Here is a 21,670-nt window from a genome sequence, read left to right as displayed (position 1 = left end):
CGCGGCACGAGCGCCACGGTGACGACCTGACGCGAACCGCGGGCCAGCCGCCGCGCTCAGGCGGTCTCTTCACGCGGCCGGGCCGGCGCGAACAACAGGAACAGCAAAGTCGCGATCAGGTAGATCACGCCGGTCGCGGCCAGCCCCGCCCCCATGCCGGCGGCGCCGAACATGGCGCCGACCACCAGCGGCCCGGCCATCTGGCCGAGCTTGTCGGCAGCGCGCATGACGCTGGTGGCGCCCGCCGCGCCGTAGCGCTGCACGTCCGGCAGCGCCAGCATGTAGGGCGATTGCGACGCGCCGGCGAAGCAACTGGCCAACGCCAGCAGCAGCACCGCCGCGGCCGCGGCCAGCAGGCCGCTGTTGAAGTACAGCCCGAGCATGCCGAGGCTGCCGACCAGGCCGCCCAGCACGATCCAGCTCTTCTTGATGCGGCTGCGGTCCACCACCCGGCCCATCAGCGGCCCGACGTAGATGACGCACAGGCCGTAGATCATCAGCACCCGGCCGATGCTGGACGCGGCCACTCCCTCGGCCTCCAGGTACAGCGGCAGCGCGAACGACAGCAGGCCGACCTGCGCGATCGAGAACGGAATCACGCTTCCGACCAGCAGCAGGCCGAAGTCGCGGGTGAACAGCAGCTTCAAGGTATCCGAAAGATGCGCGCGGGCGCGCCCCGCGGCCTGCGCGGCCAGTTGGCGGCCGCGGTCCATGTAGGGGCGCATCAGGATCAGCACGCCGGCCAGCGGCATCACCAGCATCACGGCGCCGACCGCGAACACCGCGCGGAAACCGACCTGTTCCATCAGCATCGCGCCCACCGCCGCGCCGGACAGGTGGCCGGCGAACAGGCCGGCGATCACGCCCGTCATGTTGCGGCCGCGATATTGCGCCGGACTGCGCGTGACGATGAAGCCCTGCAGCCCCATCCAGGTCAGGCCATAGCCCAGGCCCACCAGGCCGCGCGCGGCGCTGAACATCAACAGATTGGTGGAGGTCGCGCACGCCAGCATGCCGGCGGCCGACACGCCCAGGCCGGCCAGCACCGGCACCTGCCAGCCCTTGCGGTCGGTGAGGCGGCCGGCCAGCAGCGAGGTCAGCAGGCCGCAGCCCATTTCCACGGAGATCGGCAGCGCCAGCAGCAGATTGGCCGGCAGGTCGAGCCCGCCCGCGGACAGGCTGCGCGCATACAGGGGCAGGAAGCCAAGCGGCAGGGCCCACGCGAACAGGAAGCCGAACATCACCGGTCGGGCGATGCGGCCCACCTCGGAGGCGTCGTCCGGGCCGACGCGGCTGCCATCGGGCAGCGTGGCGCGCGCGGCGAAAGCGCGGTTCATCAGCAGCGCCAGCAGCAACAGCATTTCGATCGCGGCCACCAGCGCCACCGCCACCACGGTGACGGCATCGAGCGCGCGGCTGCGCACGCCCGCCGCGATGACGTCGCTCGACAAGCGCAGCACCAGGTCGCCCTGCGCCTTCGGATCCGCCAGCGCCGCGCCCAGCGGCAACACCAGCGTCAGGTCATCGGCCTGCGGCCGGGCCGCCGGCAGCGCCGACACGTCGAGCGCGCCGTGCGCGTCGGCGCCATACAGCACGCGGCCGTCGCGATCGGCCAGTTCGATCTGCGCCACCGCCGGGAAGGTGCCGGCCAGGCGCGTGAACGGCGCTTCCACGCCGCGCAGCCGGTTCACCTCGAGGCCGTAGCCGAGCACGCGGTTCAGGTCGCGCTGCAGGCCCTCGGCCAGCAGCCCGACGTTGTTGCGCGTGACTTCCAGCCAACCGCTGCGGAACGTGGAAATGGTGTAGGCGGCATACACGCCCTGCGCCAGCACCAGCGCCAGCAGCGGCACCACGAAGCGCGCGCGGCCGCCCGCGGCCAGCGAGGTCAGCGGCACGATGTACTTGAAGACCGCGGCCAGGCCCAGCCCGACCAGCACCGTGACGACCAGCAGCACCTGCAGATTGTCGATGATGAGCTGGCGGCTGGCCTCGCCGTCCTTGGCTGCCGACAGCACCACGGCGCCGACGCTCTTGCCGCCGGCGCCGGCCAGCGGCACGGCCACCGTCACGCGGTCGTCGTCCACTGCGACCAGCGCGCCCGAGCCGCGACGCGCCAAGCCCGCGGCCAGCGGCCCGCCGGCGTCGAGCGTGCGCGCCAGTTGCGTGGCGTCTTCGGGCAGCTCGCCCTCGGCGGCCACGGCCTGGCCGTCGGCCAGCAGCACCGCCGCGCCCTGCACGCCGCGCGAGCGCGCGACGCCATCATGCAAGGTGTCGCGCAGGCCGAAATACTGTTCCAGCGGCTTGCCCAGGCGCAGGCCGTTCTCGATATTGCCGGCGACGCGGCGCGCCACCACTTCGACGCGGTCGGCGGTGGTGTCCACCACCAGCCGGTTCAACGCCGACAGGCTCAGCGCGCCGATCAGTGCCTGCGCCAGCAGCAGCACGGCCAGACAGGCCAGAGTGACTTCCAGTACCGGGCGACGACGCAACCCATCGAGCACTACTTGTATTGGTTCGCTACGCATGGGGCCACGCCGTCGCAAAGTATTTACACACGGGCACTAATGGTATTTACAATTAATGCAAATTGCATCCTATTTCACGCCCTTACCTCATCCGCCGCCCATTGCCCCCATGTCGTTGCGCTCGCTCCGTAGCAAGATTTTTCTACTGGTCGTAGCGCTGCTCCTGGCGGTGGCGGCATTCGTGATGCTGACCTCGCAGCGCAACGTCACCCGCACGGTGATGAACAGCGAGCGCCACGCCGTCAGCAACGTCATGGAACTGGTACTGCGCGACGCCGAGGCCCGCTGGGGCGCGCTGCTGGCCGACAAGATCTCCACCGTGCGCAGCGGCCGGCGCCAACTGATGCAGAGCGGCACCGTGGTGGCCGCGGCGCTCGGCACCTACGCCGACCTGGCCGAGCGCGGCATCATGACGCCCGGCGCCGCCAAGGGCATGGCGCGCGCCTGGATCAACCACCTCAAGCTCGACGACCGCCGCCACGCCTTCGTCTACGACGCCGACTTCCAGGTGCTGGCCAGCGGCAATCCCGACATGATCGACCGCGACCTGTCGTCGCTGTCCGACTTCAAGAACCGGCCGCTGGCGCAGGCGCTGCTGGAAGAGAGCCGCACGTCCGGCTACGGCTTCGCGATCTACCGCTGGCCGCCGTCGGCGCAGCGCGGCGATGGCGAGACGCGCTATGCGTATTTCGGTTATTTCCGCCCCTGGAACTGGGTATTCGCCATTTCCGACAGCGCCCAGGACGTGATCGAGCAGATCCAGACGCGCCGCGAGCAGTTGGAGAATTCGGTGCGCGACACCTTGTCGAAACTGACCCTGGCGCAGTCCGGCTTCATCTTCATCGCCGCCGACGACGGCCGCATGATCGTGCCGCCGCCCGAGGCGCGCGCCGGCTTGCTGGACGCCAAGGACGGCAGCGGCGAGACCCTGCGCGCGCTGCTGGCGCGCCAGGATGGCGGCGGCAAGCTGCAGAGCCTGCGCTTCGAGGGCGGCGACGGCCCCTGGCAGATCGACAGCGCGCGCTTCGCCCCGCTGGGCTGGACCGTCGTGGCGGTGGTGCCCGAGAGCGACCTGACCGCCCCGGCGCGCGAACTGCTCAACCGCCAGGCGCTGATCTTCGTCGGCATGATGCTGGTGGCGCTGGTGTGCGCGTGGCTCGTGGCCGCGCGGATCGTGCGGCCGCTGGAAACGCTGACCCACTACGCGCGGCTGCTGCCCGAACAGGACCTGACCGCGGCATCGGCCGTGCCCGCCCACATCGCCGCCCTGCCCGACAAACACAAGGACGAAGTGGGCCGGCTGGCGGCGTCGTTCCTGTTCATGGACCGCAAGTTGCGCGAGAACGTCGCCCGCCTGATGCGCGAGACCACCGCGCGCGAGCGCTTCGAGAGCGAGCTGAACATCGCCCGCGCGATCCAGCTCGGCCTGCTGCCGGTGCCGCTGTCGCCCATTACGCGCGAGCAGATCGACCTGAACGCCGTGATGCTGCCGGCCAAGGAAGTGGGCGGCGACCTCTACGACTACTTCACGCTGCCCGACGGCCGGTTGTGCCTGGCCATTGGCGACGTGTCGGACAAGGGCGTGCCGGCGGCGCTGTTCATGGCCGTGACCCGCACCCTGATCCGCGCCACCGCCGAGGACGAGACCGACCCGGCGTTGATCATGCAGAAGATCAACAACCGCCTGTCCGAGAACAACCCGAACATGATGTTCGTCACGCTGCTGATCGGCGTGCTCGACATGACCACGGGCGAACTGAAGTGGGCCAACGCCGGCCACCTGCCGCCCGCGGTGGTGGGCGCGGACGGCGTGGTGCGGCTGCTGGAAGGCCGCAGCGGCCCGGCCTGCGGCGTGCAGGAAGACCTGACCTACCGCTGCCTGTCGACGGTGCTGGCGCCGGGCGAAATGCTGGTGGGCTACACGGATGGCATCACCGAGGCCGTCAACCCGCAGAATGCGCAGTATGGCGATCCGCGCCTGCTGGCCGTGCTGTCCAATCCCCCCGTGCCGGCGGCCAATCTCGCCAAGCGTCTGCTGGAAGACGTGCAGGCCTTTGCCGACGGCGCGGAACAATCCGATGACATCACTTTGATCGTGATCCGCCGCCCATGAAGACCTCGTTGCCCACCTTATTGCTGAGCCTGGCCCTGCTGGCGCCCGCCGCGAGCCTGGCCCAGGCGGCGTCGCCCCCGGCCAGCCAACCCACGGCAGGCGCGGCCGCCGCGCCCCAGGTCTTTCCCACCAAGCCGGTGCCGCGTCCCGACGGCAAGAAATGGCGCATCGGCTATTTCGAGAGCGGCGACTACAGCGAATACCCCCGCACGCTGCGGGTCACCGTGGACGGCCTGCAGAAGCTGGGCTGGATCACCGTGCCGACCATTCCCGACGGCCTGAATGGCAAGCAGATGTGGGAATACCTGGCCGACAACGCCCGCAGCGACACGCTCGAATTCGTGCGCGACGCCTGGTGGCAGCCTGGCAACTTCGACGCCGCGCAGCGGCCGGCGGTGCGCGCCGCGATCAAGCAGCGGCTGGAGGAAAAGAAGGACATCGACCTGATCATCGCCATGGGCACGTGGGCCGGCCAGGACATGGCGGGCATGGGCGCGCCGGTCCCGACGATCGTCGCCTCGACCAGCGACGCGGTCGGCGCCCGCATCACCCGCTCGGCGCAGGACAGCGGGCTGGACAATCTGCACGCCCGCGTGCAGCCCGAGCGCTATCAGCGGCAGGTCCGGCTGTTCCACGAAATCGTGCCGTTCAAACGGCTCGGCCTGGTCTACGAAGACAGCCCTGAAGGCCGCACCTACAGCGCCGTCGACGCGGTCGAGCAGGTGGCGCGCGAGCAGGGCTTCGAGGTGCTGACCTGCAACGCGCCGTCCAACGGCATCGCGCCCGAGGCCGCGACCCGCAACGCACTCGAATGCTATGCCAAGCTGGCGCCGAAGATCGACGCGGCCTATGTCACGGTGCACCGCGGCGTGACGCCGGTGTCGATCGATACGGTGGCCGAAATACTGCGGCAGGCGCGCGTGCCCAGCTTCTCGATGCTGGGCTCGGAAGAGGTCAAGCACGGACTGCTGCTGAGCCTGGCCCAGGCGGACTACTCGTACGTCGGGCTGTTCTATGCCGAGACCATGGCGCGCATCTTCAACGGCGCCAAGGCGCGCGAGCTGAGCCAGGTCTGGATCGACCCAGCCAAGATCGCGCTGAACCTGCAAACCGCGCGCGTGATCGGCTTCGATCCGCCCGTGGATATCCTGCTGGCGGCCGACGAAGTCTACGAGGCCCGGTAACGCCCTGTTGCCACTCCAAGGCCGGAATCCGCGCAATGGCATAAAATCCGGCTACGTGCCGTGGCGAGGGAACTAAAGCGCCAACCGGGTTACTCAACCACAGGGGCTATTGAATCTCCCATGGGCCCGATCTCGGACACGCCGGATTTATTGGCTGCATGACAATTTCATCGGTTACCCCTTCATCGCCGTTCCTCTCTCTCGAAGCCTTCGCCAAGGCGGCGGAGAGCGGGCAGGACGTGTATGTCGACGTCGCGGGCGAAAGACTCCAGGTCCTGGGCGTGGGCGCCACGCCCGGCGGGCGCAGCGTGGCATGGGTGGCGCCCAATGTCGACACCACCGAAATGTTCGCGCAGGCGCTGGCCCGCACCTTTGGCCAGGGCATCGCCAGCGCGGTGTCGCGCGAACTCGGCCTGGAACCCAACCCCGGCAAGCCACTGTCCGCGCGCACCGTCGCGCAGGCGCTCGACATGGCGCAGACCTCGCGCGACGCGCTGTCGGGCGTCGATTTCCTCACGCGTCTGGCCCTGTCCGCCACCAGCGGCGCGCCCGCCTTCCAGCAAGCCTGTGCCGACGCGGGCGTGGCGCCCGCCAGCCTCGACGCCGCCCGCCGCAGCTCGCTGGACCAGGCCATGCAGGCCCGCTTCGACCAAGCCGCCCAGTCCGGCCAGAGCCCGGTCTCCCTGGGCACCGCCGCCGCCTGGCTGCGCGACATGCTCAAGGCCGGCTAAGGCCGGCGCCAGACCGCCGCCCCCCCCGGATTCCGGCATGCGGAATCATGCCGCGCGCTGCTTACTTGTTTTTACATTTCTGACATCAAAAACGCGATTTTTGCCGCAAGATTTCGATTTTCGAAATATTGTGACACGCGTAAGCTGCGATAATTCGCGGCACGCCGGTAGTAACTTGTAGCTTCATACACGTTTCTTTTCGCCTCCCATGACCAACCCCAGCGATTGCACAGCCGCTTCCCCGGAAGCGGATTTGCCGCCCATTCGCGCTGACGGCGAAGGGCAGGGGTGGGACACGGGCGAGGAATACCTGTTGCGCGACCTGGTGCGGGAACACTCCACCCGGCTGCAGCGCTTCATCATCAAGCACATCGGCAACACCACCGAGGCCGAAGACCTGGCCCAACAGGCCTTTGTCGAAGCGGCCCGATCCTACCGCAGCTTTCGCGGCGAATCGCAACTGTCCTCCTGGCTCTATGGCATCGCGCTCAACCTGGTGCGCAACTACCTGTCGCGCGCGCCGGAGCGGCGCCACGATTTCGTCAGCGACAGCGTGCTGGCCGAGCACGCCAGCGGCGATCTGCCCCCCGACCGCGCGCTCGAGCAGAGCCAGACCCTGGCGTTGCTGCAGGAATCGCTGGACGAGCTACCCGAGAACATGCGCGACATCCTGCTCATGGTCGGCATCGACGAAATCTCGTACGAAGACGCCGCGGCCCTGCTGACGGTGCCCGTCGGCACCGTGCGCAGTCGCCTGTCTCGCGCACGCGCGGCGCTGCGCGACAAGCTGGCCCATAAGGGGCTGCGGCTCGACGACTGAGCCGCCCGCCACTACGGCGCCCTGCCCGTTCCCGGCGCCGCCACCGGCTCGACCTGTATCACCGGCCCCTGCTGCGCGTTCGATTTGCCTTCGAGCACCGGCGTGGCCGTCGGCGTGCCATCCAGCCATTCCGAGGCGCGCACCGGGCCGCTGCTGCGGCGCAGCTCCACGTTCGGCCCGAACACGATGCGGGTGCGCTGGCCCTGCACCAGGTCGAGGTATTGGCCCGCCGTCATGCGGTCGCCACCCCAGGTGGCGTTGAGCATCGGGCCGGTGCCGGCCGCGCCGGGCGTGGCCACCACTTCGCCGTTGATCGCGACCACCTTGGGGCGGATCAGGAACAGGCGCTCGCGCCGCTGCACGGTCTTGGACTTGTTGGAGAACAGCAGCCCCAGGCCCGGGATGTCGCCCAGGATCGGCACCTTGTCGACCTGCTCGGAATTCTGGCTGCTGTTGTAGCCGCCGATCAGCAGCGTCTGGTCGTTGCCGACGATGGCCAGCGTGCTGATGTTGCTCTTGCGGACCGTGGGCAGGTTGTCGATCTGGCGCTCTTCCTGGATGCGGCCGTCCTCGATATCCACGGTCAGTTCGACGCGCGCGCCGTTCTTCGATTCGATATGGCGCGGCGTCACGCGCAGCGACGTGCCCACGGTCACCGGCGTCACGGTGGCCACGCGCTCGCCACGGGTCTGGATATAGAAGGTATCCGACAGGTCGATCATGGCGCCCAGGTTGTCGGCCGTCAGGATCGACGGCTGCGACAGGATGTTGGCCTGGCCCTTGGTCTGCAGCGCCCGCAATCGCGCGGCCAGGGTGTTGCCCACGCTCACGCCGATGGTGCCGGGCGACAGCGCCGCGCCGCTTTCCAACGGCAGGCCGCCGCTGGGGCTCAGGCCCAGGTTGCCATAGCCGAAGGTGGTGGAGCCGGCGCGCGCGCCCCAGGTCACGCCCAGCTCGCTGACAAGGTCGGAGTTGACGTCCACGATCATGGCCTCGATCTCGACCAGCGTGCTGGGCAGGTCGAGTTGCTCGATCAGGCTGCGGTAGATGGGAATGCGGTCCGGGATGTCCTGCACGATGATGGCGTTCAGGCGCGCATCGGCCTGCACGGTGGGCTCGCGCAGGCGCAGGCCCGTCTTGCCCGCGCTGGCGGGCGCGGCCGGCTGGCCGCCGGCCTGCCCGGCCGGCGCCGCGCCGCCATCGCCGCCGACCTGCGGGAACGCCGGCGGATTGTCGCGCAGCGGCGCCGCGATCGCGGCCAGGGTTTCGTTATTCGCGCCGCCCCCGCCGCCCGTGATCAGGTTGCGCAGCACGGTGGACAGGCCCGGCGTCACCACCTTCTGGTCGCGGTAGCTGATGGTGCGGTCGTTGACCGAGGCGTGCTTGAGCCGGAACACCGCCACCTGCTGGCCGCCGGCGCCCATCGGCAAGGCCGCCACGGTGCGCTCGACCAGATCGACGTAGCCCGGCGGGCCCGACACCAGCGCGATGCCCTGGTCTGGCAGCTCGCCCCAGCCAAAGCGCGGGTCCAGCACGCCGAGCTGCTGCAGGGCCTGGCGCAGGGCGCTGATGGAACTGCCCATGGCGCTGACCGAACGCGTCTTCATGTCGTTGGTGCGGCTGACGAACAAGGTGCCGGCATAGACGAACCAGTTGAAGCCGTAGACACCGCCCAGCCGGTCCATGAACTCGGTCGGCGTATTGGCGTTGAATTTGCCGTTGACCGTGCCCGTGACGTTGGGTCCGAGCTGCAACGACAGGCTGAAGCCGCCCGCGAATTCGCGCAGCAGCGTCTGCAGGTTCTCGTCGCGGGCATAGTAGCTGTAGGGCACGTTCGGCCAGTTCGGGGCGGCTTGCGCGCCGCTCGCCAGGCCCAGCGACAACGCAGTCGCCAGAATCATCCGCTTCAACACTCTCTCTCCTCGGGCGGCATGCCCGTCACGCGTATTCATGTGAGCCGCCGCACGGCGCCGGCCAAAAAGGACAGCGCATTGGCGAATGCGCCCATGGCTTCTTCCAGCGCCAGTTCGCCGCTGCCGGGCTGCAGCGACTGCTGCAACCACAGCGCGCGATCCTGCGGATCGACCACGCAGGCGGCCGCGTGCCGCGCCAGCATGCCCGCCGCCAGCTTGCCGATTTCCGTCACCAGCCGGTCGCGGTCGACGTCACTGGCCGGCAGCGCGCACAGGCGCGCGCTCATCGCCAGCCAACCATCGCGCGCCGGCTGCAGATGCACGCGGTAGGTCTGGTCGACCACCACGGTGAGGCGGCCATCGGCGCGCGTCGAAGGCGGCAGGCCGTGCCGCGCCGCGTAGGCGGCTATCAGGGGATGCTGGGGTGCATTCATGTCGGGTCGTCCGGATTGCCGGCCAGCTTCCTGACGAGCCGCAGGACTTCGGCGACCGGCTCGATCAGTTCGCTGGGGATGTATTGGTCGGGCTGCGCGGACGCCATCAGCGCGCGCGCCAGGGGAATGTTCTGCATCACCGGCACGCCGGCCTCGCGCGCCGCCGCCATCATCTGCTCGGCCAGCGCGCCCTCGCCCTTGGCCAGCACCACCGGCAGCGGCGTCTCGTCGGGCTCGTAGTAGATGGCCACCGCCAGGTGGGTCGGGTTGGTCACCAGCACCGACGCCTTGCGCGTGCTGGCGACCGCGCCGTGCATCACCATCTCCTGGTGCAGGTGCTTGCGCTTGTGCTTGATGTGGGGGTCGCCCTCCATCTCCTTGAATTCCTGCTTGATGTCTTCCTTGCTCATCATCAGCCCCTTGCGGTACTGCATGCGCTGCCAGACGAAATCGGCCAGGGAAATCACCACATAGGCCACCGCGATGTTCACGATCAGCGCGCGCATCATGCCGCCCACGCCCGCCTCCAGGCCCGCCAGGCCGCTGTGCGGCACCGCCATCAATTCCGGCAGCGCGTCGCGCACCACCAGCGTCACCAGCGCCGACAGGAAGGCGATCTTGATGATGGACTTGAGCAGCTCGACCAGATTCTTCTTCGAGAAGATGTTCTTCAGATTGCTCATCACGTTGAGTTTCTTGGCCGACGGCTTGAGCTTCTCGAAGGCCAGCACCACCCCCACCTGCAGGAATTCGGAGAACATGCCAATCACCAGCACGATCAGCACGAACGGCAGCACCAGGTAGACGGCTTCGCGCAGGGCGGCCTCCAGCGCCACGGGCAGCGCCTGCTCGAACGGCTGCCCCACCAGCGTTGACGGAATCAGGATCAGCCGGCCCAGGGCCTCGACGATGCCGTGGGCATTGCCCAGCATGTAGCCGAACAGCGCCAGCACCAGCAGCGTCTGCGTGAAGTCCTTGCTGTGCGCGACATCGCCTTTCTGGCGCGCGTCGCGCAGCTTCTTGTGGGTAGGCTGTTCGGTCTTTTCGCCGCTCATGGGGCCCGCCATTGGTTGTCCAGGAATGGCAAGGCCGAGCTGATATGGCCCGTGGCCTCGGCGGCATACTCGAACAGCGTGCTCATGTAGAGCACCATCACCAGCAACGCCAGCGCGCTCTTGATCGGCATCGCCAGGAAGAACACCTGCAACTGCGGCGCGAAGCGGCTGACCAACGCCAGCCCGACTTCGGCCAGGAACATCGAAATGATGGCGGGCGCGGCGAACAACAGCGTCAGCCGCAGGAAGCGGCCCAGTTGGTCCAGCATCAGCGGCACGCTCTCGCGCCGCAGGGTCGGCGCCCAGTCCCACAGGTCCCACAGGCGGAAGCTGTCGTAGAGCATGGTCAGCATCAGCATGAAGCCGCCCCCAACCAGGAAGAACACCATGAAGGCCTGGTTGAACAGGATGCCGAGCGGCGAGGAATCGTTGCCGGTGGCCGGGTTGATGGTGGCGCCCAGGCTGGCGCCGCGCTGGTTGTCGACCACGAAGCCCACCGCCTCGAAAATCCAGAACGGGATCGCCACCAGGAACCCCATCACCAGGCCGATGAAGACTTCCTTGGCCACCAGCAGCGCCAATTCCACCGCGCCCAGGTCGATCATGGCGTAGCGCGGCGCCAGCGCCGGCACCAGCACCAGGCCGATGGCGGCGCAGATGGCGTAGCGCAGCATGCCGGGCAGCAACTGGCGGTTGAACAGGGGCAGCATCGCGCACAGCGCCAGGATGCGCGGCTGCGTCAGCGCCAGCGTGCCCAGGAAGACTTTCGCTTCGACGTAGGTGATGCCCGAGATCATGGTGGCCGGCCGCTCCTAGTGGATCTTATAGAAGAGGTCGAACACGGAAATCGTGAAGTTGTACAGCTCCGCGCTGAGCCAGCGCGCCGTCAGCAGGATCGTGGCGAACACCGCGATCAGCTTGATGGCGAACGACAGCGTCTGCTCCTGGATCTGCGTCAGCGCCTGGAACAGGGAAAACAGCGTGCCCACGATCGCGGCGACGGCGATCGGCGGCAGCGACAGCCACAACACCAGGTAGAGCGCCCGGGTCATGTACGAAACGAGGTCGACGGTTCCCATGGCGGCCTCAGGTGTAGGACAGCACCAGGCCCTGGATCAGCCGCGTCCAGCCGTCGACCATGACGAACAGGAACAGCTTCAGGGGCATGGAAATCGTGACCGGCGACACCATCATCATGCCCATCGCCAGCAGGATGTTGGAGACGATCAGGTCGATGATGACGAACGGCAGGTACAGCAGGAAGCCGATCTGGAACGCGGCGGTCAGCTCCGACAGCAGGAACGACGGGATCAGCACCAGCAGGTCGTCTTCCTTCAGGTTACGGGCCTGCTGCTCGCCCCACAGCCCGCGCGCGGTGCGCAGGAAGAAATCGCGCTGCTCGGGGCGGCTGTTCTTGAGCATGAAGCCGCGCATCGGCTCGGCGCCGCGCGCCACCGCGTCGAGAATGCCTTCGAGCCGGTCCGGCTGCGGCGCCCCGGGCGCCACCACCGCGGGCGGCGCGCGCAGCTCGTCGCCGATCTGCATCACCACCGGCCCCATGACGTAGGCGGACAGGATCAGCGCCAGCCCGTACAGCGCCATGTTGGGCGGCACCTGCTGCACGCCCAGGGCATTGCGCACCAGCGTCAGCACCACCGCGATCTTCAGGAACGAGGTGGTCATGACCGCGGCCAGCGGCACCAGCGCCAACAGCGCCAGCACGACCGCCAGGCTGATCGGATCCGCGCCGTTCATGCGCCCGCCTTGCCCAGCCGGTGCAGTGTCACGCCGATGCGGCCGTCTATCTCGACCAGCTCGCCGCTGCCCACCAGCGCGCCGTTGGCGCGCACCAGCACCGGGCCATCGGCCAGCGGCCGCTCCAGGTCGAAGGTCTCGCCGGGTTGCAGCTTGCGCAGCTCGCCCAACGTGATCTGGCGCTCGCCCAGTTCGAAAGTCAGTCGGACGGGAATGGCATCGATATCGAGCGGCGTCTGGGCGCCCGCTTCGGCATCCTGGGGCGGTTGCGGCGTCTCGGTCATGAGGGAAGTCCAGCCTTGGGTAACGAGGTATGAGGAATCCTGGCGGCGCACCCGCAGCCCCTGGCCGTCGGCGCCCAGCCACAGTTCGCCGTCGGGCGAGACCAGACAGTGGTCGAGGAAAAGGGTGTCGCGCGGCGCCAGGCCGCGCAGTTCGGCCGCGGTCAGATGGGTCCAGCCCAGGCAGGCGCGGATGCGCACCGGCACGGCATCGAGGTCGATCTCGTTGGCCGTCGGCGCGGCGCGCCCGACCAGACCGGCCAGCAGCATCAGGCCCAGGCCGTCGGTGTCCAGCGTGGCGTAGATCGAGGCGCCGTTGACGGGATGGCGCGCCGCGACAGTCCAGCCGTGCGCCAGCGCCGACGCCGGGCCATCGCGGCCCACCACGCGCAGCGGGCCGCCCGGCGACACCTCGGCCAGGCCTGCGACCACTTCGGCCACCAGGGTCTCGATGGCGGTCGACACCAGCGCCGGCGGCAGCGCGCCGACGTCGACGTCGGGCAGGCGCGCCGCCAGCCAGGCGTCGGCGGCGCTGGCGGGCAGCCCCAGCCGCAAGCGCGCGCCGGCCCATTCCAGGTCGGCCGACAGCGTGGCCGACTGGCGCAGGGCCTCGGCCACGCCGGGCGTGAAGCCCAGGCGCCATTGCGCGGGCTCGGCGTCGGCGCCGGCCAACGGCGCGAGCGTGACCTGCAGGTCGGCGCCATGGCGCGCGATCAGCGTGCGGGCCCGGGCTTCATTGGCGGACAGGCGCGGCAGCGACGGCGGGGACGGGGAAAAAGGCGTACTGGCGGTCATGGGTTCCAGGGATCAACGGACCGGCGCATCGGCGTCGGCTTCCAGCAGGCAGGGGTCTTCCGGGTCATCGGTGCCGACACGCACGCGCGTCGGCCGCGCCAGGCTGTCGGCCAACTGCTCGGCCAGTGGCCGCGCCATGGCGGCCAGGCGTTCACGCGAGGCTTCGTTGGCGCAGACGAATTCGGCGATGACGCGCCCGCCGTCTTCATAGACCGACACGCTGACGCCGGGCAGCACGTCGTCCTTCAATTCCACTCGCACCTGGCGCCGGCCCTGGCTGCCATCGGCCACCAGCAGTTGTTCGGCGCTGCCTTGCAGCGCCTGCGCCAGGGCCTGCGATGTCGCGTTGGCGGGCGCGGGCGCATCGGCCCGGGCCGCGCCGAACAGCGAGAACGGCGAGGGCGCGGAAGGCGGCGCGGCGGACGGCTCGTCCTTGCCGCGCGCCATGGCCTGCTCGAAGGCGCGCCTGTCGGCGTCGCTGGCCTGGCGGCCGGAGCTCTGCGCATCCGGTTGCGCCAGGCCCGAGCCCTGGGCGATCGCGGTATCCAGGCCGATGCGGCGGTCGATGCTCATGACGGCTCGAACTCCTCGTGCTGTTCCCAGTCCTCGCGGTCGCGCGACAGCGAGGCGGCTTCTTCCATTTCCATGTCTTCCTTGTGCTCCAGCGCCTTCAGGTGCTCGGCCAGGTGGATGCTGGCCAGTTCCACGAACTTGCCTGTCAGGCGCACGGCCTGCTGGTGCTGGTCGCGGCGCTCGGCCAGCGCCTGGGCCTCGTCGCGCAGGCGTTGCGCGGCCTGGTCCAGCGCCTGCTCGCGCTGGCGCTCGCCTTCGCGCAGGCCGGCCACGCCCTGCAGCACGCTCTCGATCTCGCGCACCCGCACCACCCGGCTGCACAGGTCGCGGTACATGGCGCGCTCACGCCGCTCCGACTCATCGCGGAAATCCGCCAGCGCTTGCTCGGACGCCTGGCGCGCGGCCTCGGCCTCGGCGTGTCGCAGGCGCTGGCGCGACACCGCGATCTCGGCCTGGCCTTCGCGAAAGCGCTTGATGGCGAGCAATTCGTCGAACACGCTCATGCCGTCCCCACGATGCCGGTCATCTGCGCCAACGCCTCGGGCAGCGTGGCCCGCTCATCGGTGCGCTGCCGCAGGAACTGGTTGATCGCGCCGATCTTGTCGATGGCCTCGTCCGTCACGGCGTCGCCGCCGCGCTTGTATTCCCCGATCTTCACCAGCAGTTCGACTTCCTGGTACTTGGCCATCAATTCGCGCAGTCGGCCGGCGGCGCGCTTGTGCTCGGGCGTGATGACCGCGTTCATGACGCGGCTGGCCGAGGCCAGCACGTCGATCGCCGGATAGTGGTTGGCCGCGCCCAGCTTGCGCGACAGCACGATGTGGCCGTCGAGAATGGAGCGGGTCTCGTCGGCGATCGGCTCGGTCATGTCGTCGCCCTCCACCAGCACGGTGTACAGCGCGGTGATCGAGCCATGCTCGTTCATGCCGGCGCGCTCCATCAGCTTGGGCAACGTGGCGAATACCGATGGCGGATAACCGCGGCGGGTCGGCGGCTCGCCTGCGGCCAGGCCGATCTCGCGCTGGGCTCGGGCAAAGCGCGTCACCGAGTCCATCAGGAACAGCACGCGCTTGCCCTGGTCGCGGAAATACTCGGCGATGGCGGTAGCCACATAGGCGGCCTTGGCGCGCTCCATCGACGACTTGTCGCTGGTGGCGCAGACGATCACGCTCTTGCGCCGGCCCTCGCGGCCCAGTTCGTGTTCCAGGAATTCGCGCACCTCGCGGCCGCGCTCGCCGATCAGCGCCACCACCGTCACGTCCACCGCCGCGCCCTTGACCAGCATGCCCATCAGCGTCGATTTGCCGCCGCCGGCGGCGGCAAAGATGCCCATGCGCTGGCCTTCACCGCAGGTCAGCACGCTGTCCAGCGCGCGCACGCCCAGCTCCAGCGGCTGCGAGATGATGCGGCGCTTGAGCGGATCCGGCGCCTCGGCGAACACCGGATAGAACTTGCTGGCCTCCAGCGGGCCCAGCTCGGCCTCGTCCAGCGGCCGGCCCAGGCCGTCCAACACCCGCCCCAGCAGCCCCGGGCCCACGGGCACCATGTGGGCCCGGCCGGTGGGGATGACCTCGGTGGCGGTGGAGATGCCGTACATGTCGCCGATCGGCGTGAGCAGCGCGGCGTCGCGCGCGAAGCCCACCACTTCGCCCTTCATCTCGAAGTTCTCGCCGGGATTGCGCAGGATGCAGACCTCGCCCACCTTCACCGACGGCACCACCGCCTTGATGATGGTGCCGATCACCTGGGTCACGCGGCCCTTGATGCGCAACGTCGGCGTGTCCTGCAGCGCCAGCTCCATCATTTCGGAGATGTAGTCGAACTGGCGCATCGCTATACCCGGCTTCCCAAGGTGCGCTGGAAGGCCTGGCGCAGCGCCTGGAGTTGTCCTTCCAGGCTGGCCTCGACCATGCCGATCTCGCTTTCGAGGATGCAGGCGCCGCGCGCCAGCCGGCCGTCGGCCAGGATGTCGAGATAGCCCACGCCAGGATAGGCGGCCAGCAGGTCGTTGATCTGTTCGCGCACCGTGTCGACCTCGGCCGGGTTCAGCCGCAGGGTCATCTGCTTCTGGTTGCGCACCACCGCCAGGGCGTTGCGCACCACCACCATGACCTTCTCGCGGTCGTCGAAGCCATCCACCACCTTGCGCACGGCCGACATCACCAGTTCCACCATCTCGTTCTCGACGCCGGCGAAATACTCGACCGTGCGACCGACGGTTTCGATCATCTTTTCGGCCTGGTCCAGCAGCGCCGCCTCGCGACCCTCTTCGTAACCGCGCTGACGCTCGGCCTCGAATGCCGCCTGGGCGCCGCCGACGATCTCGTCGGCCCGCGCCCGCGCCTGCGCGAGCAACTGTTCGGCATCGGCCCATGCCGCCAGCTCGGCGCCGCGCAACACGCGCGCGGCGGGGTCGACACGGCCGGCCGCGGCGCGCGGCGTCAGCGGATCGCGGGGAATGAGGAAAGCCATGCGGGCTCCGTTTTCTTCAGTAGCGACAGGCCCAGCGCCAGCGCCTGCGGCGCGGGCAGGGGCGCGGGCGGCGCGGGCAGGTCGGGCAGTTTCAGTTCGGCGCGTCGCGCCAGTTCGGGACCGGCGCCGCTCAGGGCCGCGCGCAGCGCGCCCTGGCCCAGCGCGTCCACCGCCGCGGTGGTCTCGGCCAGCGTCCAGGCGGCGCTGTCGGCCAGGCCGTCATGCAGGCTCGTGGCGGTGCGGCGGGTGAATTCCAGCAGGTCCGCGCCCAGATGCGCGATCAGCGCCCTCACCTCGTCGCCGGCGATGGCGCGACGCAACCGCGGGCCGCACAGCACCGCGCCCAGCCGGCGCGCGCACTGCGCCAGCGCGTCCGGCGCCAGCAGCGCCAGCGCCAGTTCGGGACGATCGGGATCGGTCACCGGGCGTTGCCAGAGGCCCAGCGCGTCCAGGATCTCGCGCGACCAATGCCGATGCCATGCCGGCGCCAACGCGGGCGCGGCGGCAATCGCCGCCAGCGCGGCCGGCGGCGCGTAGACCGCGTGGCGGCTCGGGTGCAGCGTGCGGCTGGGCAACTGGTTGAATTCAACCAGCCTGCGGTCCAGCGCCGCCGATGCGGGCGCCATCGTCAGCGGGCCTCGGACACGGGTTCGCGGCGCTCGGGCCGGGTCCGGCCCGGCACGCCGTAGCGCCACAGCACGTAGGCCAGCGCGCCGGCCAGGGCCAGCACCAGCAGGATCAGCAGCGCCAGCCATGCCAGCAGCGTGACCGACGAGCCCTCGCCCACTTCGATGCCCAGCACCTGCCGCGTGGCGTGTCCGCCGCCCGAGACCGCGGCGGGCTGCGCCGACACCAGCGCGATCGACACGCGGTCCTCGGTCAGCCCGGGAATCGCGTGCGTGACCAGCTTGCGGATCTGCGGCTGCAGGGCGTCCAGGTTGTAGCCCGCCTGGTGCTTGATGAACACCGCCGCGGTCGACGGCGTGGTGTTCTCGCCGACGCCGCCGCGTTCGGGCAGCACCACGTGCACCCGCGCGGCCAGCACCCCGTCCATCTGCGACAGGGTGTTGGTCAGTTCCTGCGAGAGCGCGTAGATATAGCGCGCGCGTTCTTCCAGCGGCGACGACACCAGGCCCTCCTTGCGGAAGATCTGCCCCATGCCGTCGAAGCGTTCACGCGGCAGGCCGCGGGCGCGCAGGATGTCCAGCGCGCGCGCCACCTGCTGGCCATCCACCGACACCGCCACGCCGGTCTTGGTGGTGGCCTTTTGCGCGGCGATGCCGGCATCCAGCAGCACCGACAGGACTTCGTTGGCCTCGCTCTCGCTGGCGGCCGAGAACAATTCCACGCGCGAGCCGCAGGCGGCCAGCAGCAAGGCCAGGCCCAGCACCAGCCAGCGCAGCCGCAACAGCGCCGAGGCCGCGCCGCGATCGGACGCGACGGGAAGAGACAGGGTTGAAACGGCGTGCATTAGGACATCCTGACGAGCGAATCGATGTTCTGCGTGGTGCGCGAGACGGCCTTGCCAACCAGTTCGTACTGCACCGACACCTGCACCAGGTCGGCCTGCAGCCGCAGCATGTCGGCGATCGCCGGCGCCGACGACATGGCGTCCAGGCGGCCCGAGATGTTCTGCCACTTTTCCGAATACTCGGTGGTGGTGTTGCGCAGGCTGGCCAGGATCTGGTTGCCGAGCGTGGCCGGGGCGGCGTCGACCGCGGGCGTGAAGGCAGTCTGCAGCGCGGCCTGCAGGCCGGTAAGCGCGGGCGCCTGCGGTTCGGGCGCGTTCATGATCGCGGCGAACCGCTGGGCGGCAAGCTCTGACGGCTGTACGCCTGGCGTGTTCGCCAACGGCGGCAAAGTGGCGGCGAGCGCTGTGATTTCCATGGTCCCTAGTTCCAGAATATCGATCGAAAAATCACCGGTTCCCGCCTCAGCCGTCGGCCGGGGCAAGCCCCAACAGGGCGCGCGCCAGGCGCGCGCCCTCGGTCCCGCCCTCGGCCAACGTTTCCAGCAGACGCGTGCTTTCCGCGCGGCGGCCGGCCAGTTGCAGTGCGAACCCGCGCCACGCGTCCAGCAGGATCCGCTCGGCGGGATCGGCCATCACCACGCTTTCCAGCAGACGCACCGCATCCGGCGCGCGACTGGCATTCATCCATGCCACCGCCAGCCCCACCACCGGATAGGCGCGGTCGGGCCGCAGGCGGCGCAAGGCGTTGAATATGGTCTCCGCGCGGGCACTGTCGCCCGCGCCCGCGGCCAGGAAGCCGACCTCGGCCAGCAGACGGGCGTCATCCGCAGAAAGCACAACAGCCGTCTCCTGGGAGACGGCTTGATCCGCTGAGGTCGACACGGAATGAGCGGCGCTATCGTTCATCTTTCATGACGCGGCCTCGCGCGAAGAGAGTTGCAACAATGCCTCGGCTCGCGCTCGCACCTGCGGCGGCGCGTCTGCCGCGCTCAGCAGTTGCAGGGTGCGTCGAGCCTGATCGAACTGGCGCGATGCCAATTGGCACTCTGCGATCCGCAACGCCGTGGGCAACGAATCGGGATAGAGCGTCAGTACCAGCGAATAGATGGTGACGGCCTCTTCCGCGCGCCCCAGCATCTGCAGGCACAGCCCCAACCCAATCAGGTAGTGCTTGCGCGTCGGGCCGTACTGCGCCAGGAACGCGAAGACCGGGAGTGCCTGCGCGTAGTGTTCCTGCGCCACGTGGGCGTAGGCCAGCGCATACACCACCTCGAGCTGCTCCGGCGTCAGGCGGGCGTTGGACGGCAGTGCCTCCATTCCGCGGTACAGCGCCTCGCCAAACTCGTCACGTTCCATTGCGCTATCGGCCATTTCCATTCCTCGATGCGGGTTCGGTTGCGGCTGCGGCATCAGACCGCCATCCGCTTGCCGATGTTGGCGGTGATCTGGGACATGCTGTCGGCGGCGCCGTTGATCATCTGCGACACCAGGCGCAGGCCGTCTTCCATCTGCTTGATCACCTTGGTTATCTCCTCCTGGGCCTCTTCCATCCTGGCCTGGAGCTTGCGGGCATAGGCGTCCATTTCCTTCTTGTCCGCCTGGATGTTGTCGGCTTCGTTCTTGGTCTTGGCCACGGAAATATTGATCGAGCCTTGCGCCACCTGTGTCGCGCCCTGGGTGATCTGGCCGGCGGCGCTTACCACCCGCGCCATCGTGCTGACGGCGGACGCCCCGCCGGATGCCGCGATAGTTACGGCGCCGACGGCGATGGTAGCCGCCAGGGAAAAGGCCATCGTCAAAGCCATGGTGGTGGTCTTGTCGGCGCCCGCGAGTTCGGCGACGCCGCCCGCCAGGTTGCCGAGCAGTCCGGGTTCGATCATCAGCAGCGCGGGCGAGGCCAAGCCCATGACGCCGGCCACCACCTTGCCGATGCGCTGCGCGGTTTCCTCGTCGACGCCGCAGGCCTGCAGGAACTTGCTGGCGATGGTCGTCATCAGATTGCTCAGGCTGATTTCCGGCCCGCCGCATTCCTTGGAAATCTGGTCCGCCAATGAAATCGTCGAGCTGATCAGCGCCATCACGGCCAGGGCCAGCAAGGGCGTGGCGGCGCCACCCGAGGCCACCGCGCCGGCAGCCAGCACGGCCACGGCGATGGCCGAGAAGATCAGCGCGGCGATCTTGCCGATCCAGCCGAAGATCTTGCCCAGGATGCCCTTGCTCGCGGCCTCCTCGCACTTCTTGACGTAGTCCTGGATCTTCTGCAGTTGCGCCTCATTGTTCTTTTCCATCTTGGTGCGCGCTGTCGCCAGGTTCTCCTTGGCGCTCGAGATCTGTGCCTCGTCCGACTTGGAACGGATGCTGCGCAGCAGGTCAATCATGTCGTTGGCGGAGAACGACTGCGCCGGCGGCTCCAGCGTCGGCGCGCCGTTGCCATTGAACAGGCCATCGCTGCCGGCTGGCTGGCCCGCCGCCTTGCCGGTCGGCAGCGAACCAGCCATGCCGACGAAGGCGTCCAGCAGCTCGCGCACCCGGGCCGTGGCCTGGGCCGCCTGCGCGCCGGCGTCCGGCGGCATTCCTTCGTTGCCCGGCAACGCCCCGGCGCCGATGCCGGCGGGATTGGAAGAGATCGAAGTCATGTCGGCTTCCCCGTGGTTAGCGGACTCAGATATTGCGGGCGATGCCGCGGTTCGTTTCCATGCGGGACTGTTCGATCGACGCCAGCTTGTCACGCACGTCGCGGATCACGTCCATCATCTGCTGCGCCATCTCGCCAGCCTGCTGCATGCCCGACTCGTGCACCTTGGACTGAGCCTCCAGTTCGGAACGGCGCGCATCGTGTTCGGCCGCCTTCTGCTCCTGGGCGGCATTGATCATGGTACCGATGCCACCAGCCACGCCAGACAGGCCGCCACCAGTGTCCGAGTAACTGCGGGCGCGCGACTCGGCGCCATCGCCGCCCTTGTTCAACACACGCAACTGCATCGCCCCCGAGCCGATCTGCGACAATCCGCCCGCGATCTGGAACGCGCCCTGCGTCATCGCGCCGATCATGCGTTCCTTGGCGGCATCGCGCATTTCCTGCGCGGCCCCTTTGAGGGTGTCGACCTGAGCCTGCAGTTCGTTGGCGCGCATTTCGCGGGCCGAACTGCGCATGGTCTGCGCCAGTTGCTGGAACAACGCCATGAAGGCATAGATATCCGTCTGCACGTCCTGTTCGCTCAACCGCGACAGGGCGTTGAACGCGTCGCCGGCGTCGGCGCCCCGCGGCACCTCCGGCGCCTGCAGGCCGCGCAGGCCGCCAAGCGTGTCCTGCAGCTTCTGGCCGATCTCGGCGCTGATCAGCGCCAGATCCTTGGGATCGACCGGGCCGGCCGCCCCCATGGCGCCCAGCAGCTTCTGCTTGATCGCCTCGTTTTCCGAAGCGATCTTCTGCGCGTTCTCCAGAACGCTCTTGATAACGTCGGGCGACGAGGCCAAGTCGTCGAGATTCTGCGGCAGATTGGCGCCGGCGCCGCCCGCGGAATTGATGTTCATGGAGTGACTCCCTC

General features: G+C 68.9%; 23 protein-coding genes. 4 read left to right on the top strand and 19 right to left on the bottom strand.

Annotated elements, in window-relative coordinates:
- Positions 1-56: 56 nt before the first annotated feature.
- On the bottom strand, positions 57-2,525 hold the full coding sequence (locus AAID08_RS03545; protein WP_395757360.1) for an MFS transporter: 2,469 nt from the start codon (positions 2,523-2,525) through the stop codon (positions 57-59).
- A 109-nt stretch (positions 2,526-2,634) separates the two neighbouring features.
- Here AAID08_RS03545 and AAID08_RS03540 point away from each other — a divergent pair, with 109 nt between their 5' ends.
- The 4 genes from AAID08_RS03540 (at position 2,635) to AAID08_RS03525 (ending at position 7,373) form a co-directional block, all read left to right on the top strand.
- Positions 2,635-4,638, top strand: coding sequence for a SpoIIE family protein phosphatase (locus AAID08_RS03540; protein ID WP_395757359.1), 2,004 nt, complete (start codon positions 2,635-2,637; stop codon positions 4,636-4,638).
- A complete protein-coding gene (locus AAID08_RS03535) occupies positions 4,635-5,822 on the top strand; it encodes an ABC transporter substrate-binding protein (protein WP_054503483.1) in 1,188 nt (395 codons plus the stop codon). The genes AAID08_RS03540 and AAID08_RS03535 overlap by 4 nt, the downstream gene beginning before the upstream one ends.
- A 158-nt stretch (positions 5,823-5,980) precedes the next feature.
- The gene (locus tag AAID08_RS03530; RefSeq protein ID WP_064526194.1) at positions 5,981-6,553 is read left to right on the top strand and encodes a hypothetical protein; all 573 of its coding nucleotides are present in this window, start codon (positions 5,981-5,983) and stop codon (positions 6,551-6,553) included.
- Positions 6,554-6,806: 253 nt separating this feature from the next.
- Positions 6,807-7,373 (top strand): RNA polymerase sigma factor, encoded by a 567-nt coding sequence (locus AAID08_RS03525; protein ID WP_231132988.1) that lies wholly within the window; start codon positions 6,807-6,809, stop codon positions 7,371-7,373.
- 11 nt (positions 7,374-7,384) lie between these two features.
- On the opposite strand, the gene sctC is transcribed toward AAID08_RS03525, so the two are convergent.
- The 18 genes from sctC to sctB all read right to left on the bottom strand — a co-directional run bounded on the left by sctC (position 7,385) and on the right by sctB (position 21,656).
- Positions 7,385-9,274 carry a type III secretion system outer membrane ring subunit SctC gene (gene sctC, locus AAID08_RS03520; protein ID WP_054503480.1) on the bottom strand — a complete coding sequence of 630 codons (1,890 nt, stop codon included), beginning with the start codon at positions 9,272-9,274 and terminating at the stop codon, positions 7,385-7,387.
- 47 nt (positions 9,275-9,321) lie between these two features.
- Positions 9,322-9,720 carry a CesT family type III secretion system chaperone gene (locus tag AAID08_RS03515; RefSeq protein WP_395757358.1) on the bottom strand — a complete coding sequence of 133 codons (399 nt, stop codon included), beginning with the start codon at positions 9,718-9,720 and terminating at the stop codon, positions 9,322-9,324.
- The gene (gene sctU, locus AAID08_RS03510; RefSeq protein WP_054503548.1) at positions 9,717-10,775 is read right to left on the bottom strand and encodes a type III secretion system export apparatus subunit SctU; all 1,059 of its coding nucleotides are present in this window, start codon (positions 10,773-10,775) and stop codon (positions 9,717-9,719) included. Before sctU ends, AAID08_RS03515 begins: the two co-directional genes overlap by 4 nt.
- Complete coding sequence (gene sctT, locus AAID08_RS03505) at positions 10,772-11,572, bottom strand: type III secretion system export apparatus subunit SctT (RefSeq protein ID WP_395757357.1); 801 nt, start codon at positions 11,570-11,572, stop codon at positions 10,772-10,774. Before sctT ends, sctU begins: the two co-directional genes overlap by 4 nt.
- 15 nt (positions 11,573-11,587) lie before the next feature.
- Complete coding sequence (sctS, locus tag AAID08_RS03500) at positions 11,588-11,854, bottom strand: type III secretion system export apparatus subunit SctS (protein WP_395757356.1); 267 nt, start codon at positions 11,852-11,854, stop codon at positions 11,588-11,590.
- 7 nt (positions 11,855-11,861) lie between these two features.
- A complete protein-coding gene (gene sctR, locus AAID08_RS03495; RefSeq protein WP_116520498.1) occupies positions 11,862-12,530 on the bottom strand; it encodes a type III secretion system export apparatus subunit SctR in 669 nt (222 codons plus the stop codon).
- A complete protein-coding gene (gene sctQ, locus AAID08_RS03490) occupies positions 12,527-13,606 on the bottom strand; it encodes a type III secretion system cytoplasmic ring protein SctQ (RefSeq protein ID WP_372415467.1) in 1,080 nt (359 codons plus the stop codon). Before sctQ ends, sctR begins: the two co-directional genes overlap by 4 nt.
- A 12-nt stretch (positions 13,607-13,618) precedes the next feature.
- Positions 13,619-14,179, bottom strand: coding sequence for a hypothetical protein (locus AAID08_RS03485; protein WP_116791518.1), 561 nt, complete (start codon positions 14,177-14,179; stop codon positions 13,619-13,621).
- Positions 14,176-14,682, bottom strand: a complete 507-nt coding sequence (locus AAID08_RS03480) for a type III secretion protein (RefSeq protein WP_116791517.1) — start codon at positions 14,680-14,682, stop codon at positions 14,176-14,178. Before AAID08_RS03480 ends, AAID08_RS03485 begins: the two co-directional genes overlap by 4 nt.
- Positions 14,679-16,010 (bottom strand): type III secretion system ATPase SctN, encoded by a 1,332-nt coding sequence (gene sctN, locus AAID08_RS03475; protein WP_054503472.1) that lies wholly within the window; start codon positions 16,008-16,010, stop codon positions 14,679-14,681. Before sctN ends, AAID08_RS03480 begins: the two co-directional genes overlap by 4 nt.
- A 2-nt stretch (positions 16,011-16,012) precedes the next feature.
- The gene (locus AAID08_RS03470) at positions 16,013-16,651 is read right to left on the bottom strand and encodes an HrpE/YscL family type III secretion apparatus protein (protein ID WP_054503471.1); all 639 of its coding nucleotides are present in this window, start codon (positions 16,649-16,651) and stop codon (positions 16,013-16,015) included.
- Positions 16,621-17,277 (bottom strand): SctK family type III secretion system sorting platform protein, encoded by a 657-nt coding sequence (locus AAID08_RS03465; protein ID WP_372415471.1) that lies wholly within the window; start codon positions 17,275-17,277, stop codon positions 16,621-16,623. The genes AAID08_RS03470 and AAID08_RS03465 overlap by 31 nt, the downstream gene beginning before the upstream one ends.
- A 2-nt stretch (positions 17,278-17,279) precedes the next feature.
- Complete coding sequence (sctJ, locus tag AAID08_RS03460) at positions 17,280-18,122, bottom strand: type III secretion system inner membrane ring lipoprotein SctJ (RefSeq protein ID WP_054503469.1); 843 nt, start codon at positions 18,120-18,122, stop codon at positions 17,280-17,282.
- A complete protein-coding gene (gene sctI, locus AAID08_RS03455; protein ID WP_395757355.1) occupies positions 18,122-18,442 on the bottom strand; it encodes a type III secretion system inner rod subunit SctI in 321 nt (106 codons plus the stop codon). Before sctI ends, sctJ begins: the two co-directional genes overlap by 1 nt.
- A gap of 142 nt (positions 18,443-18,584) precedes the next feature.
- The gene (locus AAID08_RS03450; protein WP_269873789.1) at positions 18,585-18,959 is read right to left on the bottom strand and encodes a tetratricopeptide repeat protein; all 375 of its coding nucleotides are present in this window, start codon (positions 18,957-18,959) and stop codon (positions 18,585-18,587) included.
- Positions 18,960-19,031: 72 nt separating this feature from the next.
- The gene (locus AAID08_RS03445) at positions 19,032-19,478 is read right to left on the bottom strand and encodes a tetratricopeptide repeat protein (RefSeq protein ID WP_064526271.1); all 447 of its coding nucleotides are present in this window, start codon (positions 19,476-19,478) and stop codon (positions 19,032-19,034) included.
- A 53-nt stretch (positions 19,479-19,531) separates the two neighbouring features.
- Positions 19,532-20,758: a type III secretion system translocon subunit SctE gene (gene sctE / locus AAID08_RS03440; protein WP_054503465.1), complete on the bottom strand. Its 1,227-nt coding sequence runs from the start codon at positions 20,756-20,758 to the stop codon at positions 19,532-19,534.
- Between the two features lie 25 nt (positions 20,759-20,783).
- Entirely contained in the window at positions 20,784-21,656 is an 873-nt protein-coding gene (gene sctB, locus AAID08_RS03435) for a type III secretion system translocon subunit SctB (RefSeq protein ID WP_054503464.1), read from the bottom strand.
- Positions 21,657-21,670: the final 14 nt, after the last annotated feature.

Source organism: Achromobacter sp. EB05 (genome assembly GCF_044232075.1).
GTDB lineage: Bacteria > Pseudomonadota > Gammaproteobacteria > Burkholderiales > Burkholderiaceae_B > Achromobacter > Achromobacter dolens.
The sequence above is the reverse complement of the archived record's forward strand: the minus strand, read 5'-3'. Positions and strand labels throughout refer to the sequence as shown.